At 63.2% G+C, this 19,902-nt stretch carries 16 protein-coding genes, 1 pseudogene and 1 riboswitch; of the genes and pseudogenes, 9 read left to right on the top strand and 8 right to left on the bottom strand.

Features of this window, described 5'->3' with window-relative positions:
- The first annotated feature begins 41 nt into the window (after positions 1-41).
- Entirely contained in the window at positions 42-1,967 is a 1,926-nt protein-coding gene (ftsH, locus tag AC1DXM_RS18800) for an ATP-dependent zinc metalloprotease FtsH (RefSeq protein WP_477235081.1), read from the top strand.
- A gap of 67 nt (positions 1,968-2,034) precedes the next feature.
- Here the strand turns inward: ftsH and AC1DXM_RS18795 are convergent, their stop codons facing one another.
- The 3 genes from AC1DXM_RS18795 to AC1DXM_RS18785 form a co-directional block, all read right to left on the bottom strand.
- Positions 2,035-2,421, bottom strand: coding sequence for a winged helix-turn-helix transcriptional regulator (locus AC1DXM_RS18795; protein ID WP_477235079.1), 387 nt, complete (start codon positions 2,419-2,421; stop codon positions 2,035-2,037).
- 117 nt (positions 2,422-2,538) lie between these two features.
- A complete protein-coding gene (locus tag AC1DXM_RS18790) occupies positions 2,539-2,991 on the bottom strand; it encodes a hypothetical protein (protein WP_477235077.1) in 453 nt (150 codons plus the stop codon).
- A gap of 243 nt (positions 2,992-3,234) precedes the next feature.
- Positions 3,235-3,954: a hypothetical protein gene (locus AC1DXM_RS18785; protein WP_477235615.1), complete on the bottom strand. Its 720-nt coding sequence runs from the start codon at positions 3,952-3,954 to the stop codon at positions 3,235-3,237.
- Between the two features lie 652 nt (positions 3,955-4,606).
- On the opposite strand from AC1DXM_RS18785, the gene glmM reads away from it, so the two are divergent.
- The 5 genes from glmM to serA all read left to right on the top strand — a co-directional run bounded on the left by glmM (position 4,607) and on the right by serA (position 11,090).
- Complete coding sequence (gene glmM, locus AC1DXM_RS18780) at positions 4,607-5,959, top strand: phosphoglucosamine mutase (protein WP_477235075.1); 1,353 nt, start codon at positions 4,607-4,609, stop codon at positions 5,957-5,959.
- A 251-nt stretch (positions 5,960-6,210) separates the two neighbouring features.
- Positions 6,211-7,044 (top strand): outer membrane protein, encoded by an 834-nt coding sequence (locus AC1DXM_RS18775; protein WP_477235073.1) that lies wholly within the window; start codon positions 6,211-6,213, stop codon positions 7,042-7,044.
- A 227-nt stretch (positions 7,045-7,271) separates the two neighbouring features.
- Entirely contained in the window at positions 7,272-8,045 is a 774-nt protein-coding gene (locus AC1DXM_RS18770; protein WP_477235071.1) for an outer membrane protein, read from the top strand.
- A 201-nt stretch (positions 8,046-8,246) separates the two neighbouring features.
- Positions 8,247-9,422: a phosphoserine transaminase gene (locus tag AC1DXM_RS18765; protein WP_477235069.1), complete on the top strand. Its 1,176-nt coding sequence runs from the start codon at positions 8,247-8,249 to the stop codon at positions 9,420-9,422.
- Between the two features lie 66 nt (positions 9,423-9,488).
- Positions 9,489-11,090, top strand: coding sequence for a phosphoglycerate dehydrogenase (gene serA / locus AC1DXM_RS18760; RefSeq protein WP_477235067.1), 1,602 nt, complete (start codon positions 9,489-9,491; stop codon positions 11,088-11,090).
- Between the two features lie 111 nt (positions 11,091-11,201).
- On the opposite strand, the gene AC1DXM_RS18755 is transcribed toward serA, so the two are convergent.
- Positions 11,202-12,125 (bottom strand): DMT family transporter, encoded by a 924-nt coding sequence (locus tag AC1DXM_RS18755; protein ID WP_477235065.1) that lies wholly within the window; start codon positions 12,123-12,125, stop codon positions 11,202-11,204.
- Between the two features lie 211 nt (positions 12,126-12,336).
- On the opposite strand from AC1DXM_RS18755, the gene AC1DXM_RS18750 reads away from it, so the two are divergent.
- Together AC1DXM_RS18750 and AC1DXM_RS18745 are read left to right on the top strand one after the other, a co-directional pair.
- Entirely contained in the window at positions 12,337-13,635 is a 1,299-nt protein-coding gene (locus AC1DXM_RS18750; protein ID WP_436261789.1) for an adenylosuccinate synthase, read from the top strand.
- Between the two features lie 76 nt (positions 13,636-13,711).
- Positions 13,712-15,391: a hypothetical protein gene (locus AC1DXM_RS18745; RefSeq protein ID WP_477235062.1), complete on the top strand. Its 1,680-nt coding sequence runs from the start codon at positions 13,712-13,714 to the stop codon at positions 15,389-15,391.
- A gap of 53 nt (positions 15,392-15,444) precedes the next feature.
- Here the strand turns inward: AC1DXM_RS18745 and AC1DXM_RS18740 are convergent, their stop codons facing one another.
- The 3 genes from AC1DXM_RS18740 to AC1DXM_RS18730 all read right to left on the bottom strand — a co-directional run bounded on the left by AC1DXM_RS18740 (position 15,445) and on the right by AC1DXM_RS18730 (position 18,224).
- Positions 15,445-15,681 (bottom strand): type II toxin-antitoxin system CcdA family antitoxin, encoded by a 237-nt coding sequence (locus AC1DXM_RS18740; RefSeq protein WP_477235060.1) that lies wholly within the window; start codon positions 15,679-15,681, stop codon positions 15,445-15,447.
- A 64-nt stretch (positions 15,682-15,745) separates the two neighbouring features.
- Positions 15,746-17,566, bottom strand: a complete 1,821-nt coding sequence (locus AC1DXM_RS18735; protein ID WP_477235058.1) for an ABC-F family ATP-binding cassette domain-containing protein — start codon at positions 17,564-17,566, stop codon at positions 15,746-15,748.
- Between the two features lies 1 nt (position 17,567).
- A complete protein-coding gene (locus tag AC1DXM_RS18730; RefSeq protein WP_477235056.1) occupies positions 17,568-18,224 on the bottom strand; it encodes a thiamine diphosphokinase in 657 nt (218 codons plus the stop codon).
- Positions 18,225-18,388: 164 nt separating this feature from the next.
- A riboswitch (TPP riboswitch) is annotated at positions 18,389-18,503 on the top strand.
- Positions 18,504-18,546: 43 nt separating this feature from the next.
- On the opposite strand from AC1DXM_RS18730, the gene thiB reads away from it, so the two are divergent.
- On the top strand, positions 18,547-19,554 hold the full coding sequence (gene thiB / locus AC1DXM_RS18725) for a thiamine ABC transporter substrate binding subunit (protein WP_477235054.1): 1,008 nt from the start codon (positions 18,547-18,549) through the stop codon (positions 19,552-19,554).
- Positions 19,555-19,652: 98 nt separating this feature from the next.
- Here thiB and AC1DXM_RS18720 read toward each other — a convergent pair.
- Positions 19,653-19,877 (bottom strand): annotated as a pseudogene (locus tag AC1DXM_RS18720) (thiamine/thiamine pyrophosphate ABC transporter permease ThiP); the annotation flags it as partial.
- Positions 19,878-19,902 lie beyond the last annotated feature (25 nt).

Genomic DNA, 19,902 nt, shown 5'->3' with positions numbered 1-19,902 from the left:
CTCTCATACGCGTGCCCCACAGGGTACCAACGGGACAATTGATGAATCCGAATTATCGCAACCTCGCGCTCTGGGCGATCATAGCGGTCCTGCTCATCGCTCTCTTCAATCTGTTCCAGACGCCGCAGACGCGCGGAGCCTCGCAAGACGTTCCCTACTCGCAGTTCCTGCAAGAGGTTGCGGCCGGCCGGGTCAAGACGGTGACCATCGCCGGCGACCGCATCATGGGCACCTACACCGACAACGCGAATGGCTTTCAGACCTATTCGCCCGGCGATCCGCAGCTGGTCTCGCGGCTTCAGGACAAGAACGTCGTCATCAATGCGCGCCCTGAATCGGACGGTTCCACCTCGCTGTTCAGCTATCTCATTTCCTACCTGCCGATGATCCTGATCCTCGGCGTGTGGATATTCTTCATGCGCCAGATGCAGTCCGGTTCCGGGCGCGCCATGGGCTTCGGCAAGTCGAAGGCCAAGCTTCTGACCGAGGCGCATGGCCGTGTCACCTTCCAGGATGTCGCCGGCGTCGACGAGGCCAAGGAAGATCTGGAAGAGATCGTTGAATTCCTGCGAGATCCGCAGAAGTTCCAGCGCCTGGGCGGCAAGATTCCGCGCGGCGTGCTGCTCGTCGGCCCTCCCGGCACCGGCAAGACGCTGCTCGCCCGGTCGGTTGCCGGTGAAGCCAATGTGCCCTTCTTCACCATTTCGGGTTCGGACTTCGTCGAGATGTTCGTCGGCGTCGGCGCGAGCCGCGTGCGCGACATGTTCGACCAGGCCAAGAAGAACGCGCCCTGCATCATCTTCATCGACGAAATCGACGCCGTCGGCCGCCATCGCGGCGCCGGCCTCGGCGGCGGCAATGACGAGCGCGAGCAGACGCTGAACCAGCTGCTGGTCGAGATGGACGGTTTCGAGTCCAACGAGAGCATCATCCTGATCGCCGCCACCAACAGGCCCGACGTGCTCGATCCGGCGCTGTTGCGCCCGGGCCGTTTCGACCGCCAGGTGGTGGTGCCGAACCCCGACATCGTCGGCCGCGAGAAGATCCTCAAGGTGCATGTGCGCAACGTGCCGCTGGCGCCCAATGTCGACCTCAAGGTGGTCGCGCGTGGCACGCCGGGCTTCTCCGGCGCCGATCTGATGAACCTGGTCAACGAATCCGCTCTGATGGCGGCGCGGCGCAACAAGCGCCTCGTCACCATGGCCGAATTCGAGGACGCCAAGGACAAGATCATGATGGGCGCCGAGCGCCGCTCGTCGGCCATGACCCAGGCCGAGAAGGAGCTCACCGCCTACCACGAGGCCGGCCACGCCATCCTGGCGCTCAACGTGCCGTCCGCCGATCCGCTGCACAAGGCGACCATCATCCCGCGCGGCCGTGCGCTCGGCATGGTCATGCAGCTGCCGGAAGGCGACCGCTATTCGATGAGCTACAAGTACATGGTCTCGCGGCTTGCCATTATGATGGGTGGCCGCGTCGCCGAGGAGTTCAAGTTCGGCAAGGAGAACATCACTTCGGGCGCTTCCTCCGACATCGAGCAGGCGACCAAGCTGGCGCGCGCCATGGTTACGCGCTGGGGCTTCTCGGACAAGCTCGGCCATGTCGCCTATGGCGACAACCAGGAAGAGGTTTTCCTCGGCCATTCGGTGGCGCGCACCCAGAACATCTCGGAAGAGACCGCGCAGATCATCGACGCCGAAGTGCGCCGGCTGATCGACGAGGCCTATGTCTCGGCCAAGTCCATCCTGACCAAGAAGAAGAAGGAATGGATTGCGCTGGCGCAAGGGCTGCTCGAATACGAGACGCTTTCGGGCGAGGAGATCAAGCAGCTGATCGCCGGGCACAAGCCCGCACGCGACCTCGGCGACGACACACCGCCAAGCCGTGGTTCAGCGGTGCCGAAGTCCGGCCGCCGCAAGAAGGGCCCGGAGCCCGAAGGCGGCATGGAGCCTCAGCCGTCGAGTTGAGCTGAAATCGCTCGATTCAAGAAGACGCCGCGGCTTCAATCCGCGGCGTTTTGCTATTCAGGGTTGATCAAAGAGCGTGTGGTGCGATTGCACTGGCTCTGCCGGGGCGCACACCGTCAGACCGGCCAGCATGTTGCTTGCCCCATCTGGCCAGCGGGATCAGGGCATTGTCCAGCTCGATGCCGAATTCGGTGATCGAGTATTCGACCCGGGGCGGCACTTCGGGGAAGACTTCGCGGTGAACGATGCCGTCAGCCTCCATCTCGCGCAGCTGTTGGATCAGCATCTTTTCGCTGATGTCAGGCACCAGCCGCTTCAGCTCACCGAATCGGGCCGGCGCCTTGTGAATCTGCCAGAGCAGTAACGCCTTCCATTTGCCGCTGATGACCTCCCCATGGTCGGCGTATCGATGAAACCGGGACTGGCGACATTCACCCGGATGCCGATCTTTCAAGCCTGGTCGCGCTCCTGCGGCTCTCGAAACAAGGCGCTTGAGGCTGGCAAGACCTCAACAAAAGCCCGCCAACCATGAGGTTGGCGGGCTTTTCGATCTTCAAACGCTGCTGGCCGATCAGCTCTTCAGCTTGGCATTGCAGAGGCTGTAATAGCCGCCGCCCTTCTGGATCCAGCGAAGGCCGTTCAACGTACCTGCGTCCTTGTTGCCGTGGTAACCCTGCAGGCAGGTCTTCATTCGCGCCTTCGCGGGCTTTTCGGTCTTGAACTCGGCGGCGAGGGTGGTCGGGAATGTCACGCCCGCCGGCGCTACAGCGGGGGCGACCGCCGCGCTGGTTTCCTTCTTCGGCTGCGGCTCGGTTTTGACCGTATCCGCGCTGGCACTCTCCGCAGCTGACGTCGCGCACTTCTCCGTGCGGAAAGCGGTCCAATCCATGCCGTTCAGAGTGCCGCCTTCCTTGGCTGTGCGATAGGCCTCGCCGCATTCCTTCATCGTCAGTGCGCTTGCAGGGGCGACGCTCCAAGCAACCCATGCCGTCACAGCCAATGCCGCCAATTTCAATCTGGACATAAGACCCTCCTGGTTGACAAAAAAGTTCGATGTCCTTTTGTATACTGTTTGTTCCGGATATGTTCAATTGGAATCTTTGCGTACCACCGATAAGTCTGGCGGTGGGCAGTGTGGGCGAATAGATGATGCCGACAGCTTCCGCGATATGTGGACGCGAGCAAAGCCGGGCGTCTTCGAGCGAAACAAAAAGGCCCGCGCATGCTGCGATGCGCGGGCCTTTGTCTGGAGAATATGGCTACGCGATCAGCTCTTCAGCTTGGCGTTGCAGAGACTGTAGAAGCCGCCGCCCTTCTGGATCCACCTCAGGCCATTGAGCGTGTTGGCGTCCTTGTTGGCATAGTAGAGCTCGAGGCAGGTGTGCATGCGGCCCTTGGCCGGGGTCTCGCTGGCGTACTTCTTCGAGATCGCCGTCGGGAACTTCACGCCCTTGGGGGCGGTGACCGAGGGCTTCTCGGGCTCGCTGGTGTAGGTCGCCTCGCTCGGAGCCGGCACGGTGTCGTCGTCATCGGCGCCGGCGCCGCATTCGGCCTTGCGGAAGTCGTTCCACTTCTTGCCGCCCAGCGTGTTGGCAGACTTGGCCGCCTGATACTTGGCGCTGCAATCGGCCATGCTCAGGCTCTTGCCGCTGCTGTCGGCAGCTGCCTTGGTCGTGGCCTTGGCCGGTTGTACCGCCGCGGATGCGCCGGCGGCGCATTCGGTCTTGCGGAAGTCGTTCCACTTCGCGCCGTTGAGCGTGCCGGCAGCTTTGGCGGCCTGGTACTTGGCGCTGCATTCCTTGGCCGTCAGGCCCTTGGCGCCATCGTCGGCTGCGGCTGCTGCCTTGGTCGTGGCCTTGGCGGGTTCTGCCGCTGCGGATGCGCCGGCGGCGCATTCGGTCTTGCGGAAGTCGTTCCACTTCGCGCCGTTGAGCGTGCCGGCGGCCTTCGCAGCCTGGTATTTGGCGCTGCATTCCTTGGCCGTCAGGCCCTTGGCGCCGTCGTCGGCGGCAGCGGCGGCCTTCGTCGTGTCCGCCTTGGCCGCTGCAGCTTTCTTGGCAGGCTTGGCGGTCTCGGTGGTGGCGGCCGCGTCGGTGCCGCATTCGGCTTTACGGAACTGGTTCCAGGTCTGTCCGTTCAGCGTGCCGCCGTCTTTGGCGGCATTATACTTGGTACTGCACTCGGCCATGGTAAGCGCGTTGGCGGGGGCCGCTATGAACAAGGTTGCGACGGCAAGACCCGTCAAAGTTGCAAGTCGATGGATGAGCATGGCGTTTCTCCCGTTGCTGCGCCGATGGCGTCCCTTTGGTGAATCAATAGCTTTCAACGCTAGGCTGCGCCAGATGCTAACTCGCGCCGATACCCTCGCAAAGCGCGTCCTCCCGACAAGGTGATGAAATCATTGCGATCTGCGGCCTCGAAAAGAAGGGTTTACCGGACAACCTGCGCCGAGCGGCTTAGTGTGACTGCTATATTGCGGCAAGACCGTGTCATCCTGTTAGGCTGTGGAAACACTTGAACAGATCGCTACAATGATTTTCTAAGGATTGGTAACATACGATCATACATTGTGATGATTTGTGGTGCCCAAATTTGTGGCATTACGGGCAACTGAAGAACCGACGGGGATTCTGGGTAGCATGGCAGGGCACTATTTCGGCACCGACGGCATTCGCGGGCGCGCCAACAAATTTCCGATGACGGCTGAGATCGCGATGCGGGTAGGCATGGCCGCCGGCCTGTCGTTCCAGCGCGGCAGCCACCGCCACCGCGTCGTGCTCGGCAAGGACACGCGGCTGTCCGGCTACATGATCGAGAACGCGATGGTGGCCGGCCTTTGCGCCGCCGGCATGGATGTGTTCCTGCTCGGCCCGATTCCGACGCCGGCGGTGGCCATGCTGGTGCGCTCGCTGCGCGCCGACATCGGCGTCATGATCTCGGCCTCGCACAATCCTTATTTCGATAACGGCATCAAGCTGTTTGGGCCTGATGGCTACAAGCTCTCCGACGAGATCGAGGAGCGCATCGAGAGCATGCTCGACAAGGACATCGAACTGGCCCTCGCCGATTCCGACGGGCTTGGGCGCGCCAAGCGTGTCGACGGCGTGCATGACCGCTACATCGAATTCGCCAAGCGCACGCTGCCGCGTTCGATGTCGCTGTCGGGTCTCAGGATCGTCGTCGACTGCGCCAATGGCGCCGCCTACAAGGTGGCCCCAGCTGCCCTTTGGGAACTGGGCGCTGAGGTCATTGCCATCAATGTCGAGCCGAACGGCTTCAACATCAACAAGGAATGCGGCTCGACCCATCCGGCCGGCCTGCAGAAGAAGGTGCATGAAGTGCGCGCCGACATCGGCATCGCGCTCGACGGCGATGCCGACCGCGTGGTCATTGTCGACGAGAACGGCACGATCGTCGACGGCGACCAGATCATGGCGCTTATTGCCGAGTCCTGGCATCAGAGCGGGCGGCTCGCCGGCGGCGGCGTCGTCTCGACGGTTATGTCCAATCTCGGCCTCGAACGCTTCCTCGGCGACATGAAGCTGCAGCTGCACCGCACCAAGGTCGGCGACCGCTATGTCGTCGAACATATGCGCGCGCATGGGTTGAATGTCGGCGGCGAGCAATCGGGCCACATCGTGCTGTCCGATTTCTCTACCACCGGCGACGGGCTCGTCTCGGCGCTACAGGTTCTCGCCTGCATCAAGCGGCAGAACCGCCCGGTGAGCGAATTGTCGAAGAAGTTCGAGCCGGTGCCGCAGCTGTTGAAGAATGTCCGCATCGCCGGCGGCAAGCCGCTTGAGGAAGCCCCGGTCAAGGCGGCGATCGAAGATGCGCGCAACCGTCTCGGCAAGGCCGGGCGACTGGTCATCCGGCCCTCCGGCACCGAGCCGCTGATCCGCGTCATGGCCGAGGGCGACGACCCGCAGCTGGTCGAAGCCGTGGTCAACGGCATTGTCGACATCATCTCGGAAACGCGCAGCGCCGCCTGATCGCGCCGCCTCCAGCGGCAGGCGCGAACTGCCGGCTCGAAGACCTCAAGGCCCGCCTCCTGGCGGGCTTTTTGTTTCCGCCAGGCAGTCCCGGCATCAGGCCGGCAGAGACTGTTTGCTAAAATATCGAGAATTCGTGGTTAATCGACAGGGTTAAACGCGTTTTAACTTTTGCAATTCATTATCCACAACTGAGGTCAATCATATTCAGGCGGGTTGGATTTTCCCGACGGTTCTCAGGGGTGACAAGCATGTTCAATACAGCAAAAATGGCTCTCCTTGCCACGCTGTTCGCAGGCGTGGCCGGGCCGGTTTTCGCCGCCGATCTGGCGGAACCGCCGGTGGTCGAGGAAGCGCCGCCGCCGGTTGCCTATGAGCAGCCGGCCGAGGTCGGCGGCTGGTACATCCGCGGCGATATCGACTATCACAAGTCGGATCTACGCGGCGTCAACTATACGACTTATACCATCGATCCCGTTACCAACCTTATCACGCCTGGCGAAAGAAGTTTTGATTCCGCCAAGCTCAAGGCCGGTTTCTCGCTCGGTGCCGGCGTCGGTTACAAGATCAACGAACACTTCCGTACCGATCTGACGGCCGACTACTGGTTCAAGTCGAAATTCAACGGCTCAACCTCGGATATCAGCGGGACTTCGGTCGAGGTGTCGAAGATGAGCGCCTTGCTGCTGCTCGCCAACGCCTATGTCGATATCGGCACTTGGCACGGCGTGACGCCCTATGTCGGCGCCGGTATCGGTGGCGCGCACATCAAGTGGGATACGGTCCACGATCCGAATACCACCGAGACCAATCCCGGCTCGTCCAACTGGCGCTTCGCCTATGCGCTCATGGCCGGCGCTTCATATTGCCTTACCGACAAAATCATCCTCGATGCGGGCTATCGCTTCTCCCATATCCAGGGCGGCCGCATGTTCGAATGGGATGCAAGCAGTTCCGGCCCAGGCCACGATCGTGGCTTCAATACGCACGAAGTGCGCGGTGGCTTGCGCTACCAGTTCGGCGGCAACAATGGGTGCGCCGCGCCCGTGGTGGCCTATCAGCCCGAGCCGATCTACACCAAGTAGTCGCTTCGAAATCCTGGAATTTGCGAACCGCCCGGCCATGCCGGGCGGTTTTCGTTTGCCGATTGCGGTGCATTTTCAATCGGTCGCGTGCGCTGAAGAAAGCCTACCGAAATCAATTCGGTAACGCCGCGTTATCCTTAACCCGCACTTAACCACTATGGTTAACAATGCCTGCTGAAACGGTGCTTGCAATCAAATGACGCGCCAATTTCAGGAGCCGGGGACCCATGAATTTCAAATCGCTGACAGTGCCGGCGCTCGCCGCACTCGTGCTTGCTCCGCTGACGCCGGCGCAGGCCGCCGACTACGATCCGCCGGTCTATGTCGATCAGGCGCCGGACTATCAACCGGTCGAGGTCGGCTCGGGCTGGTATCTGCGCGGCGACGTCTCCTATCTCGCGCAGAAGAGCTACCAGGATCAGGATTTCACCTTCGCGCCGGCGAGCTTCAGCGAAAAGCAGGATCCCGCCTTTGTCAGCATCGGCTTCGGTTATCATTTCAACGACTATCTGCGCGCCGATATCAATCTCGGCTATCTGCCGGGCAACAAGGTTGGCATCCACTACGACGACACCGCGACGGTGATACCGCCGGCCACGGCAACGGTGGCGTCGGCGTCCCTGGAGAATTATTCCCTGTCGGGGATGGTCAATGGCTATGTCGATCTTGGCACTTATGTCGGGATCACACCCTATCTGGGTGCCGGCATCGGGCTGGTCCGGAGCAAATACAAGCTGTCGGCGAGCTACTTCACCGACAATCTCGACCCTACGGATGATTTCGTCCGCAGCGACAACAAGACCCAGTATGCCTTGGCCTATACTCTGGATGCGGGCCTGGCCTATCAGGTGACCAAGAATGTTTCCGTCGATCTCGGCTATCAGTATTTTTCGGCGCCGGATGCCGAATATGTCACAGCCGCGAGCCTGACCTCCTATCCGATCCGCAAGGGCATCAGCAATCATCAGGTCAAACTCGGGCTGCGCTACGACCTCTGGTAAGCTGGCTATAGACACGAAGCCTGACGGCGGATCTTTTCGATCCGCCGTTTGCGTTTGGGCTCACGACATCCTGATCGCGGATTGCTTGTATCTTGTCCGCGACAAAAACTTTCCTCTTGACGCCTGATGGCTGAACGCATATCGCCGTCCGTGGGCCACCCCTCCCCAACGAGGGGCCACTATCTGGAAGGATAGACCACGATGACGACGCATACGAAGCCCGGACTCCGTCCGGCAAACCCCAATTTCTCCTCAGGTCCCTGCGCAAAACGCCCCGGCTGGTCGGTCGAGGCGCTGACGAACGCTGCGCTCGGCCGTTCCCACCGCGCCAAGATCGGCAAGACCAAGCTCGAACAGGCGATCGAGCTGACGCGGGAAATTCTCCAGGTCCCGGCGGACTACCGCATCGGCATCGTGCCGGCGTCGGACACCGGTGCCGTCGAGATGGCGCTGTGGTCGCTGCTTGGCGAGCGCGGCGTCGACATGGTCGCCTGGGAAAGCTTTGGCTCCGGCTGGGTGACCGATGTCGTCAAGCAGCTGAAGCTCGCCGATACCAGAAAGATCGAAGCGGGTTATGGCGAGCTGCCTGATCTGGCGAAGATCGATTTCGACCGCGACGTGGTCTTCACCTGGAACGGCACGACCTCAGGCGTTCGGGTGCCGAACGGCGATTTCATTCCGGCCGACCGCAAGGGGCTGACGATCTGCGACGCGACCTCGGCCGCCTTCGCCCAGAGGCTCGATTTCGAGAAGCTGGATGTCGTCACCTTCTCCTGGCAGAAAGTGCTGGGCGGCGAGGGCGCGCACGGTATGCTGATTCTCAGCCCGCGCGCGGTCGAGCGGCTGGAAACCTACAAGCCGGCATGGCCGCTGCCAAAGATCTTCCGCCTGACGTCGGGCGGCAAGCTGATCGAAGGCATCTTCAAAGGCGAGACCATCAACACGCCGTCTATGCTGTGCGTCGAGGATTATCTCGACGCGCTCAATTGGGCGAAGTCGATCGGCGGTCTCGACGCGTTGATTGCCAGAGCGGATGCCAACGCCGCTGTGCTCGACGGCTTTGTCGACAGATCCTCATGGCTCGGCCATCTCGCAGTCGATGCGGCGACAAGGTCCAACACTTCCGTGTGTCTGTCTTTCACCGACGCTCAAGTCGCGGCGCTCGATGCCGACGGGCAGGCGGCTTTTGCGAAGGCGATCGTCTCTGTGCTTGACAAGGAAGGCGTCGCCTACGACATCGGCTCCTATCGTGACGCCCCGCCCGGCCTGCGCATCTGGTGCGGCGCGACGGTCGAGACAGCCGACCTCGAAGCGCTGCTGCCCTGGCTCGACTGGGCCTTTGCCGCGCAGAAGGCGTCGCTGAAAGCGGCGGCCTGAGATTTCTTGCGGCGGCCTTCGGGCCGCCCATTCCCACGGATCAAATTCCATTTGAAGGAGGTCGCCATGGCGCCCCGCGTTCTCGTCTCAGACAAACTCTCCACCACCGCCGTGCAGATCTTCAAAGACCGCGGCATCGAGGTCGACTATTTGCCCGATCTCGGCAAGGACAAGGAAAAACTGCTTGAAGTCATCGACCAGTATGACGGCCTTGCCATCCGTTCGGCGACCAAGGTCACCGAAAAGCTGATCAACGCCGCCACCAGGCTGAAGGTCGTGGGCCGTGCCGGCATCGGCGTCGACAATGTCGACATCCCGGCGGCGAGCCGCAAGGGCATCATCGTGATGAACACGCCCTTCGGCAATTCGATCACCACCGCCGAGCATGCGGTGGCGATGATCTTCGCGCTGGCCCGCCAGATTCCGGAGGCCAACGCCTCCACCCATGCCGGCAAATGGGAAAAGAACCGCTTCATGGGCATCGAGATCACCGGCAAGACGCTGGGTATCATCGGCTGCGGTAACATCGGGTCGATCGTCGCCACGCGCGGCGTCGGGCTGAAGATGCATGTCATTGCCTTCGACCCGTTCCTGTCGGACAGCCGCGCCGAGGAGCTCGGCGTCGAAAAAGTAGAGCTCGACGAGCTGTTCGCCCGTGCCGACTTCATCACCTTGCATACGCCGCTGACCGACAAGACGCGCAACATTATCGACGCCGCCGCGATCGCCAAGATGAAGACCGGCGTGCGCATCATCAATTGTGCGCGTGGCGGGCTGATCGTCGAGGCCGATCTGGTCGCGGCGCTGAAGAGCGGCAAGGTTGCAGGCGCCGGAATCGACGTGTTCGAGATCGAACCGGCGGAGAACCACGAATTGTTCGGTATGGAGAATGTCGTGGCAACGCCGCATCTCGGCGCTTCGACCACCGAAGCGCAGGAGAATGTCGCGCTGCATGTCGCCGAGCAGATGTCGGACTACCTGATCAAGGGTGCCATTTCCAACGCCATCAACATGCCGTCGATCACCGCCGAGGAAGCGCCGCGGCTGAAGCCGTTCGTCAAGCTGGCCGAAGTGCTCGGCGCCTTTGTCGGTCAGGTCACCGAGGATCCGATCAAGGAGGTCGAGATCCTGTTCGACGGCTCGACCGCGACGATGAACACACGCGCGCTGATCAGCGCCACGCTTGCCGGCCTGATCCGGCCGCAGGTCTCCGACGTCAACATGGTGTCGGCGCCGATCATGGTGAAGGAGCGCGGCATCATCGTTGCCGAGGTCAAGCGCGACAAGTCGGGCGTGTTCGACGGCTACATCAAGCTGACGGTCAAGACCGAGCACATGACGCGCTCGATCGCCGGCACCTGCTTCTCCGACGGCAAACCGCGGTTCATCCAGATCAAGGGCATCAATCTCGACGCCGAGGTCGGCCAGCACATGCTCTACACAACCAATGCCGATGCGCCCGGCATTATCGGCCTGCTGGGCACGGTGTGCGGCGAGAACGGCGTCAACATCGCCAATTTCCAGCTCGGCCGCAACCGGCCAGGCGGCGACGCGATTGCGCTGCTCTATCTCGATGCGCCGTTCCCGGAGAATGTGCTGGAACAGGTCAAGGCGCACAAGTCGATCGACTCGGCCAAACGGCTGCAGTTCGACGTCAACGCGATGTGATCCTGACATAGCGACGGAATCGAAGGCGCGGGCTTTGTTGGGCGCAATCCCAAGGGAAAGCGCTGCGCGCTTTTCCCGGGAAAACCGGTTCCCACTTTTCCCGGGATTGCTCTAGTCCGCGCCTTCTTCGTTTAAGACCAGCGGCAGGTTCGTCATCTTGCGCCCGCTATATTCGGCGAGCGAGATGCCGCCCAGCACCAGGACGAGCGCCAGCGCCTGGTAGAGCTGGAATGTCTCGCCGACGATCAGCACCGACAGCAGCGTGCCGAAGATCGGCACCAGGTTGATGAACAGGCCGGCCCGGTTGGCGCCGATCAGTTCGTTGCCCCTGATGTAGAGGATCTGCGAAATGACCGAGGCGCCGACCGCGGTGTAGACAATGATCAGCCAGCCGCTGATATCGGGGAGGATGACCTTGCCGGCCGCGGCTTCCCACAGGACAAAAGGCAGCGAGGTGATCAGCGCTGCGATCGACAGCGCCAGCATCAGGCTTTGCCAGCGCATCTCCGGTTTCAGCCGCAGCCCGACCGAGTAGCCGCTGTAGAGTATGACGGCGATCAGCATGATGGCGTCGCCGAAATTGAGTTCCAGCGTCAGCAGCCGGCGCGGGTCGCCGTGGCAGGCGGTCAGCACCACGCCCGCAATGGTCAGCACGACGCCGGCGATCTGCGTCCAGTTCACCCGCAAGCGGAAAAAGATGAAATTGGCGACGATGATCAGGATCGGCATCGCCGCCTGTTCGATCGAGACGTTGATCGCGGTCGTATAGTTGAGCGCGGTGTAGAAGATGGTGTTGAACAAAGTGAAGCCGCAGGCGCCAAGCACGCCGAGCAGCAGCCAGTGTTTGCGCACCACCGGCCAGTCTTCACGGATCGTGCGCCAGCCGATCGGCAACATGATCGCCACCGCCAGAACCCAGCGCAGGAAGACCAGCATCATCGGCGAGACATGGTCGACCGCCAGCTTGCCGGCGACGGAATTGCCGCCCCACAGCAAGGTGGTAACCAGCAGGAACAGGTAGGCGCGTCGATGCATGGCAGGATTCCGGCAGCCGCAGAAGCTGCGGTGTTGCCGGCCTAAGGCCCCCGCCAGCCCAAGTAAATGATGTCAAAGCCGAAAATTGTTGTGCCTCAGGCCATTTTCGGCGGCAAAGAAAGGTCGCGCTTGCGAGGTCTTGACGCTATAGAGGCCTGTCGTTTCGAACCATATCCAGGCCGCCAGGGCGGCATCTCAAGGGAAAAGAAACATGGCCAATGTGGTGGTCGTCGGCTCGCAATGGGGCGACGAAGGCAAGGGCAAGATCGTCGACTGGTTGTCGGAGCGCGCCGACGTGGTCGTGCGCTTCCAGGGTGGCCACAATGCCGGCCACACGCTGGTCGTCGACGGCAAGGTCTACAAACTTTCGCTGCTGCCGTCGGGCGTGGTGCGGCAAGGCAAGCTGTCGATCATCGGCAACGGCGTCGTCTTCGACCCGCACGCCTTTGTCGCTGAAGTGGCAAAACTCAAGGCGCAAGGCGTCGACGTGACGCCGGACCGCCTGAAAATAGCCGAAAACACCGCGCTTATCCTGTCGCTGCACCGGGAGCTGGACGGATTCCGCGAGGACGCCGCTTCCAATTCCGGCACGAAAATTGGCACGACCCGTCGTGGCATCGGCCCCGCCTATGAGGACAAGGTGGGCCGGCGCGCGGTTCGGGTGATGGATCTGGCGGATTTGGAAACGCTGCCCCTCAAGGTCGACAGGCTGCTGACGCATCACAATGCGCTGCGTCGCGGGCTTGGCCATGGCGAAGTCACCCATGAGGCGATCATGACCGAGCTGACCTCGGTCGCCGATGAGATCCTGCCCTATATGGACCGCGTCTGGAAAATCCTCGACGACAAGCGCCGCGCCGGCGAGCGCATCCTGTTCGAGGGCGCGCAAGGCACGCTGCTCGATATCGACCACGGCACCTATCCGTTCGTCACCTCGTCCAACACCGTCGCCGGCCAGGCTGCTGCCGGCTCGGGCGTCGGCCCTGGCGCCATCGGCTATGTGCTGGGCATCACCAAGGCCTATACGACGCGTGTCGGCGAAGGCCCGTTCCCGACCGAGCAGAAGAATGAGATCGGCGAATTCCTCGGCACGCGCGGCCACGAATTCGGCGTCGTCACCGGGCGCAAGCGCCGCTGCGGCTGGTTCGATGCCGTGCTGGTGCGCCAGGCCGTCGCCGTCAACGGCATCAAGGGCATCGCGCTGACCAAGCTCGACGTGCTCGATGGGCTGGATGAGATCAAGGTCTGCACCGGTTACCGGCTCGACGGTGAAATGATCGACTATCTCCCGGCCAGTCAGGGCGCGCAGGCGCGCGTCGAACCGGTCTATGAGACGCTCGAGGGTTGGAAAGGCACCACCGCCGGAGCGCGCAGCTGGAACGACCTTCCGGCGCAGGCGGTCAAATATGTCCGCTACATCGAGGAGCTCATCGGCGCACCCGTCGCGCTCCTTTCCACCAGCCCGGAACGGGATGACACAATACTTGTGACCGATCCGTTTCAAGACTAGTTTTCTGAAGCCTTTCCGGGCATCGCGGCTGATTTGCGGGGGCCGGCGCGGAAACAAACTACAGGTCGACTGAAGCATGGCAGATTTCGTTGCTGTTCTGAAAAAGGCGCTCGACAAATATGGCGAGCCGGCGCTCGACGTGCGCACAAGGACCTACGACGGCGCCCGTGCCGCGCTGGTCAAGAAGCTTGCGGATTTTTCGCCGCCGCTGTCCGCCGACGTGATCGCCAAGCAGAAACGCTCCCTGGAAGACGCCATCTCAAGTGTCGAGAGGGACTATGCCAAGGCGGCGCCGGCGTCTGATCCGCTGGCCGAGCTTGAGCACATCTTCTCCTCGATCGACCGCAACAAGAACCAGTCCAGTCATGTCAAGCCGCCAGTCACGCCTGCACCCGCGCCGGCATGGCAGCCGGCGAAACCCGTGCAGCCGGCGCCGGTTGCTCGGACGGAGCCGAGCTGGCAGAGGCCCGCACCGACACCGCCGCCTGCCGCGCGTGCAGAAACCGTCAACGAGCAAGCCGCGGAGCTGGACGCCGACGACGATAGCGCCGATGTGTTTGCCAATGACGAGCAGCCGGCCGCGGATACGTTCCAGCGGCTGCGCCCGGCCGAGCGCAAGCGCAGCTATGGCGGGCTTATCGCCGCTGTCGTCGCGCTGCTGGTGGTCGCCGGCGGCGGCTATGGCATCTGGCTGAACAAGGATGCGTTTGGCTCGATGTTCGGTCTCGGCGACACCAAGACGGTTTCGACCGAACCGCTGGTCAAGCCGGCGCCGGTCAAGCCTGCGGCCGAAGCGCCCGCACCGGCTGCTGCCGGCGAAGGAACGAAATTCACGCAACGGCTGACGCCCGAAGGCGGCGAGACCGACCCCGGTCCCGCGGCCGGTCAAAGCGGCATTGGCGAGGGCGAATCCGTCGCTGCGCTGACCACGCCACCGCCTCCGGCTCCGGCCCCTGCGGCGGTGCCAGCGCCTGCGACCCCGGCGCCCGGCGATACCGCTCCCACGACGGCGCCTGCCACACCGGCGCCCGCGACGCCGGCGCCTGACGCTTCCGCCACGCCACCGGCAACGCCGCCAGCCGATGGCGCCGCTCCGCCGGCCAATGAGGCAGCACCGGCTGATGCCGCTGCCACGCCGCCGGCGCCCGCAACCGGCACGCCGCCGGCGGCACCGACGGCCGCAACTCCCGAGCCGACCGTTGCGGTCGGCCAGAAGGCGATCTTCTATGAGGAACGCACCTCGACCGCGCAGGGCTCGGCCGAACCCGGCAGCATCGTCTGGTCGCTGGTGCAGGAATCGCCCGGCGGCGACCTGCCGCCCGAGCCGGCGATCCGCGCCGAGGCGACCATTCCCGGCAAGGACATCCAGCTGCGCATGACCATCCGCCGCAACACCGACCAGACGCTGCCGGCCAGCCACATCATCGAGATGATCTTCCTGACGCCCGAGGGCTTCGACGGCGGCGGCGTCGACAACATCCTGCGCGTTGCCATGAAGAGCTCCGAGCAGGATGCTGGCAGCCCGCTGATCGGCATCCCGGCCAAGATCGCCGACGGCTTCTTCCTGGTGGCGCTCAACGACACCAAGGCCGACGAGGACGCCAATCTGACGTTGCTCAGGGGCCAGGACTGGATCGACGTGCCGGTGGTCTACAAGACCGGACGCCGCGCGCTGCTGACCATGGAAAAGGGCATCCCCGGCGAGAAGGTCTTCGACGAAGCGCTGAAGGCCTGGCAGGCGAAGACGGCGGGCTGATAGGCAGCGTTAAAGCTGTCCTGCTCTTTCCCCGGGCGGCGAGCGGGGCCAGGTCAAAACGGACGATGCTTGGCCAGCGGCAGCCCGTTTCGCCTGACGTAGTCGTTCCAGCTTTCGATGGCATCCTTGTTTTCTTCTTGCCATCGACGCGTCTTTTCCGCAGCGATCGCCTTCGCAAGGCCCGTCTCGGCGGCGCGAGCGATGTCGATCTCCAAGGCCTTCGCTTCCTCGATCAATCGGAGGTCAATGGAAAGTTTGAGCGATTTTCGCGAAGACTGAGCATCAGCCATTTGAACGGCCCCATCCGTGTACCTACGGGCAAGAGCATGGCAGCGCGCTTGTAAGGCTGCAAGCCTAGCCTTCCATCTCCTCGCGCAGCATTTCCAGTTCCAGCCACTCTTCCTCGAGCGCCGCCAGCGTGGCGCGTTCCTTGTCGAGGGCGGTTATCGTCTTCTGGAACGAGGCCGGGTCGCGCTCGTAATAGGCGGGGTCGGCGATGTTGTTCTCCAGCCGCGAGATCGAGGCCGTCACCGCTTCGATCTTCTTGGGCAGCGATTCCAGTGCGAATTTCTGTTTGAACGACAGTTTCTTCGCCGGTCCTTTCGGTGCTGCCGCCTCGCTTTTGAGCGCTACCAGCGTGTCGCCGGCCTCAGCCTTGGCGCGAGCCTTGCGGTCGTCCAGCCTGGTGCCGCCACGCTGCGCCAGCATGTCGGAATAGCCGCCGGCATATTCGATCCAGCGGCCGCCACAGTCCGGCGCGATGATGCTGGTGACAGTACGGTCGAGGAAATCGCGGTCGTGGCTGACCAGGATGACGGTGCCGGCAAAACCGGCGACCAGTTCCTGCAGCAGTTCCAGCGTTTCCATGTCGAGATCGTTGGTCGGCTCATCGAGCACCAGAAGGTTCGCCGGCCGCGCCAGCACCCGGGCCAAAATCAGCCGCGCCCGTTCGCCGCCGGACAGCTCGCGCACCGGCGTGCGTGCCTGCTCCGGCTTGAACAGGAAATCCTTCATGTAGGAGACGACATGGCGCTGCTCGCCATTGATGACGAGGTTTTCGCCGCGCCCGTCGGTGAGGTATTGCGCCAGCGTCTCGGCTGGGTCGACCGACTCGCGCTTCTGGTCGAGCGTGGCGATTTCCAGATTGGTACCGAGCCGCACCGAACCCACATCCGGCTTCATCTCGCCGGTCAGCATCTTCAACAGCGTCGTCTTGCCGGCGCCGTTCGGTCCGACCAGCCCGACGCGGTCGCCGCGCTGGATCCGGGTCGAGAAGCCTTTGACCACGGTGAGGTCGCCAAAGCTCTTCTCGATGTTCTTGGCCTCGATTACCAGCTTGCCGGATTCGGCGGCGTCGCTGGCCACCATGTTGGCCGAGCCTTCGGCGCCGCGATGGCCGCGAAAGCGCTGGCGCATGGTCTGCAATTCGCCGAGCCGGCGCATGTTGCGCTTGCGCCGCGCCGTCACGCCATAGCGCAGCCAGTGCTCCTCGCGCACGATCTGCCGACCGAGCTTGTGCTGTTCGCGCTCTTCCTCTTCCAACACCTGGTCGCGCCATTCCTCGAAATGGCCAAAGCCCTTGTCGAGACGGCGGGTCTGGCCGCGGTCGAGCCAGACGGTGGCGCGCGATACGCGTTCGAGGAAGCGGCGGTCGTGCGAGATGACGATCAGCGCCGACGAGGTGCGGACGAGTTCCTCTTCCAGCCATTCGATGACCAACAAATCGAGATGGTTCGTCGGCTCATCAAGCAGCAGAATATCGGGCTCAGGCGCCATCACACGTGCAAGGGCGGCACGGCGCGCTTCGCCGCCCGAGAGGTCGTTGGGGTTCTCGGTTCCGATGAGGCCGAGATGCTCCATCAGATAGGTGGCGCGGTAGGGATCGTCGGCAGGCCCGAGCCCGGCCTCGACATAGGCGCGCACATTGGCAAAGCCCTCCATGTCGGGCATTTGCGGGAGATAGCGCACCGTCGCCGAAGGCTGGCGGAACACCTCGCCGTCCTGCGGCTCGATCAGCCCGGCGGCGATCTTGAGCAGCGTCGACTTGCCGGAGCCGTTGCGGCCGACCAACGCGATCTTGTCGCCGGCGGAGGCGGTGAGTTCGGCGCCGTCGAGCAGCGGCGTGCCGCCGAAGGTCAGCTTTATCCCGTCGAGGTTGAGAAGTGGCGGGGCCATGTCAGCTTTCAGGCAAGGGGTAGGGATGAGCGAGCAGCAGGGCGCGGCCATGGCCGAGCGCGATTTCGAGGCCGCCCCCGGTCTTGGACTTGACCTCGTTGGAGATGGTCAACGACGAGCCGAAGGCGACCTCGACATGGTCGAGCGGCCACTTGGCGCCGGAAACGGTCAGGCCCGAAAGATCGGCAAAGCCAAGCACCGAAAACAGCGTGCCGTCGGCATAGTCGAAGCCGGCCTTGCCGGGCAGCAAGGGCACCCCCTCCTGCGCGCCGCTGGTCAACAACACTTTCGTGCCGGCCTCGGCCAGCCGCAGGCTGAGCGCCAGATGCAGGTGCGCATGGTCGGCGCGTTTGCCGCCGAAAGCGCCGACCAGTACAAGGCTGGTGGCGCCGCGTTCCAGTGCGGCGGCGATGGCCAGCTCGCCGTCGGTCTTGTCTTTCTCCGGCGGAAATACCTGGCGTGGCACGGCGGCGAGATCGGCGGGCAGGTCCGCCGGCACGGAATCGAAGTCGCCCACCCATAGCTCCGGCATCAGGCCGAGCATCCGGGCATGGCCGATTCCGGCGTCGGCGGCGATGATGCGCGAGCCCTCGACCTGGCGGTCGAGCCGCGGCGTGCGGATGAGATCGCCGCCAAGCAGGATGGTGAATGTGCTCATATCCGGTGGCCCTTACCAGCCCCGACCGCGAAACGGAAGGCCGGGCCTCGCCTCCGCTCTTTGTTGGAGCATGATCTTTTTCCGGAAACCGGTTCCCACTTTTTCGGGATCATGCTCTGGCAAACTTCCGCTTGCGTGGCACCTTGGCCGGGCCTATTTGTCGAAATGCTCTAACGGGGTGCCGGACGCGATCTTCGCGGACCGGCTGAGAGGCAGTCTCGCCAACCCGCTGAACCTGATCCGGCTTGTACCGGCGGAGGGATTAGACGCTTCGGACAGCCCGACGCCTCAATTCCTTTCAACACGAATGAAGGAGGCGCCGATGCGCATGATTTTGTCCCATCTTGTCCCAGCCCTGGGTCTTGCTGTTTCGCTTTTGGCAAGCCCTGCGTCCGCGCAGGACAAACTCACCGTCTACACCTACGAGAGCTTCACCGCCGACTGGGGCCCGGGTCCTGCGGTGAAGAAGGAATTCGAGGCCGAATGCGGCTGCAGCGTCGACTTCGTCTCGGTCGCCGACGGCGTTGCGCTGCTCAATCGCGTCAAGCTGGAAGGCGCGTCGACCAAGGCCGATATCGTGCTCGGCCTCGACACCAATCTGACCGCCGAGGCCAAGGCCTCCGGCCTGTTTGTCCCGCATGGTGCGGTGGCCGAAAACAGCGTGCCGGGCGGCTGGAGTGACGATACCTTCGTCCCCTTCGACTACGGTTATTTCGCCGTCGTCTACGACACCGAAAAGCTGAAGAACCCGCCCAAGAGTCTGAAGGACCTGGTCGAAGGCGATGCCGCCGACAAGATCGTCATCCAGGACCCGCGCACCTCGACACCGGGTCTCGGCCTGCTGCTCTGGGTCAAGTCGGTCTATGGCGACAAGGCGCCGGAAGCCTGGGCTAAGCTCAAGCCGAAGGTGCTGACGGTGACGCCGGGCTGGAGCGAGGCCTATGGCCTGTTCACCAAGGGCGAGGCGCCGATGGTGCTGTCCTACACGACGTCGCCGGCCTACCACATGGTTGCCGAAAACACCGAGCGCTACCAGGCGGCGTCTTTCGAGGAAGGCGAGTATCTGCAGATCGAGGTCGCCGGCATCACCACCACCGGTGCGAAAAACCCGCTGGCGGCAAAGTTTCTGGCCTTCATGACCGGGCCGAAATTCCAGAATGTCATTCCCGAGACCAACTGGATGTTCCCGGCAGGGAAAACCGACAAGCCGCTCAACCCGGCCTTCGACAAACTGGTCAAGCCGGCGAAGACGCTGCTGTTCAGCCCGGAAGAGGTTGCGGCCAACCGCAAGGCCTGGGTGGATGAGTGGCTGGCGGTGATGAGCAAGTGACGGCGGTCTTCACCCTCCCCCTTGTGGGGAGGGTCGATCCGCGAAGCGGAGCGGGGTGGGGGTTGCAACGTTGACTACCGCCTCACCCCCACCCCGGTTCGCGGATGCCGCGACAGGGCGCGGGCGACGAACAGCGCCGGTACGACGGAAAGCAGCGTCGAGAGTGCCGCCTGCCACAGGGTGAAGCGGGTGACGCGCAGGAGATAGAGATCGAAGGCGGACGCAGCACCGCGGAGGTCGTGCGCGCCTTCGAGGATGAGGCCCGCGAAGGCGCCGCCGATCAGCAGCGCGATTGCCGCAAGCGCAATGATGCCGGCGGTGATGCGGGGGTCAGAAGGTGCGCGCTTT

This window comes from Mesorhizobium sp. P3_A2 (genome assembly GCF_056403115.1).
The sequence above is the reverse complement of the archived record's forward strand: the minus strand, read 5'-3'. Positions and strand labels throughout refer to the sequence as shown.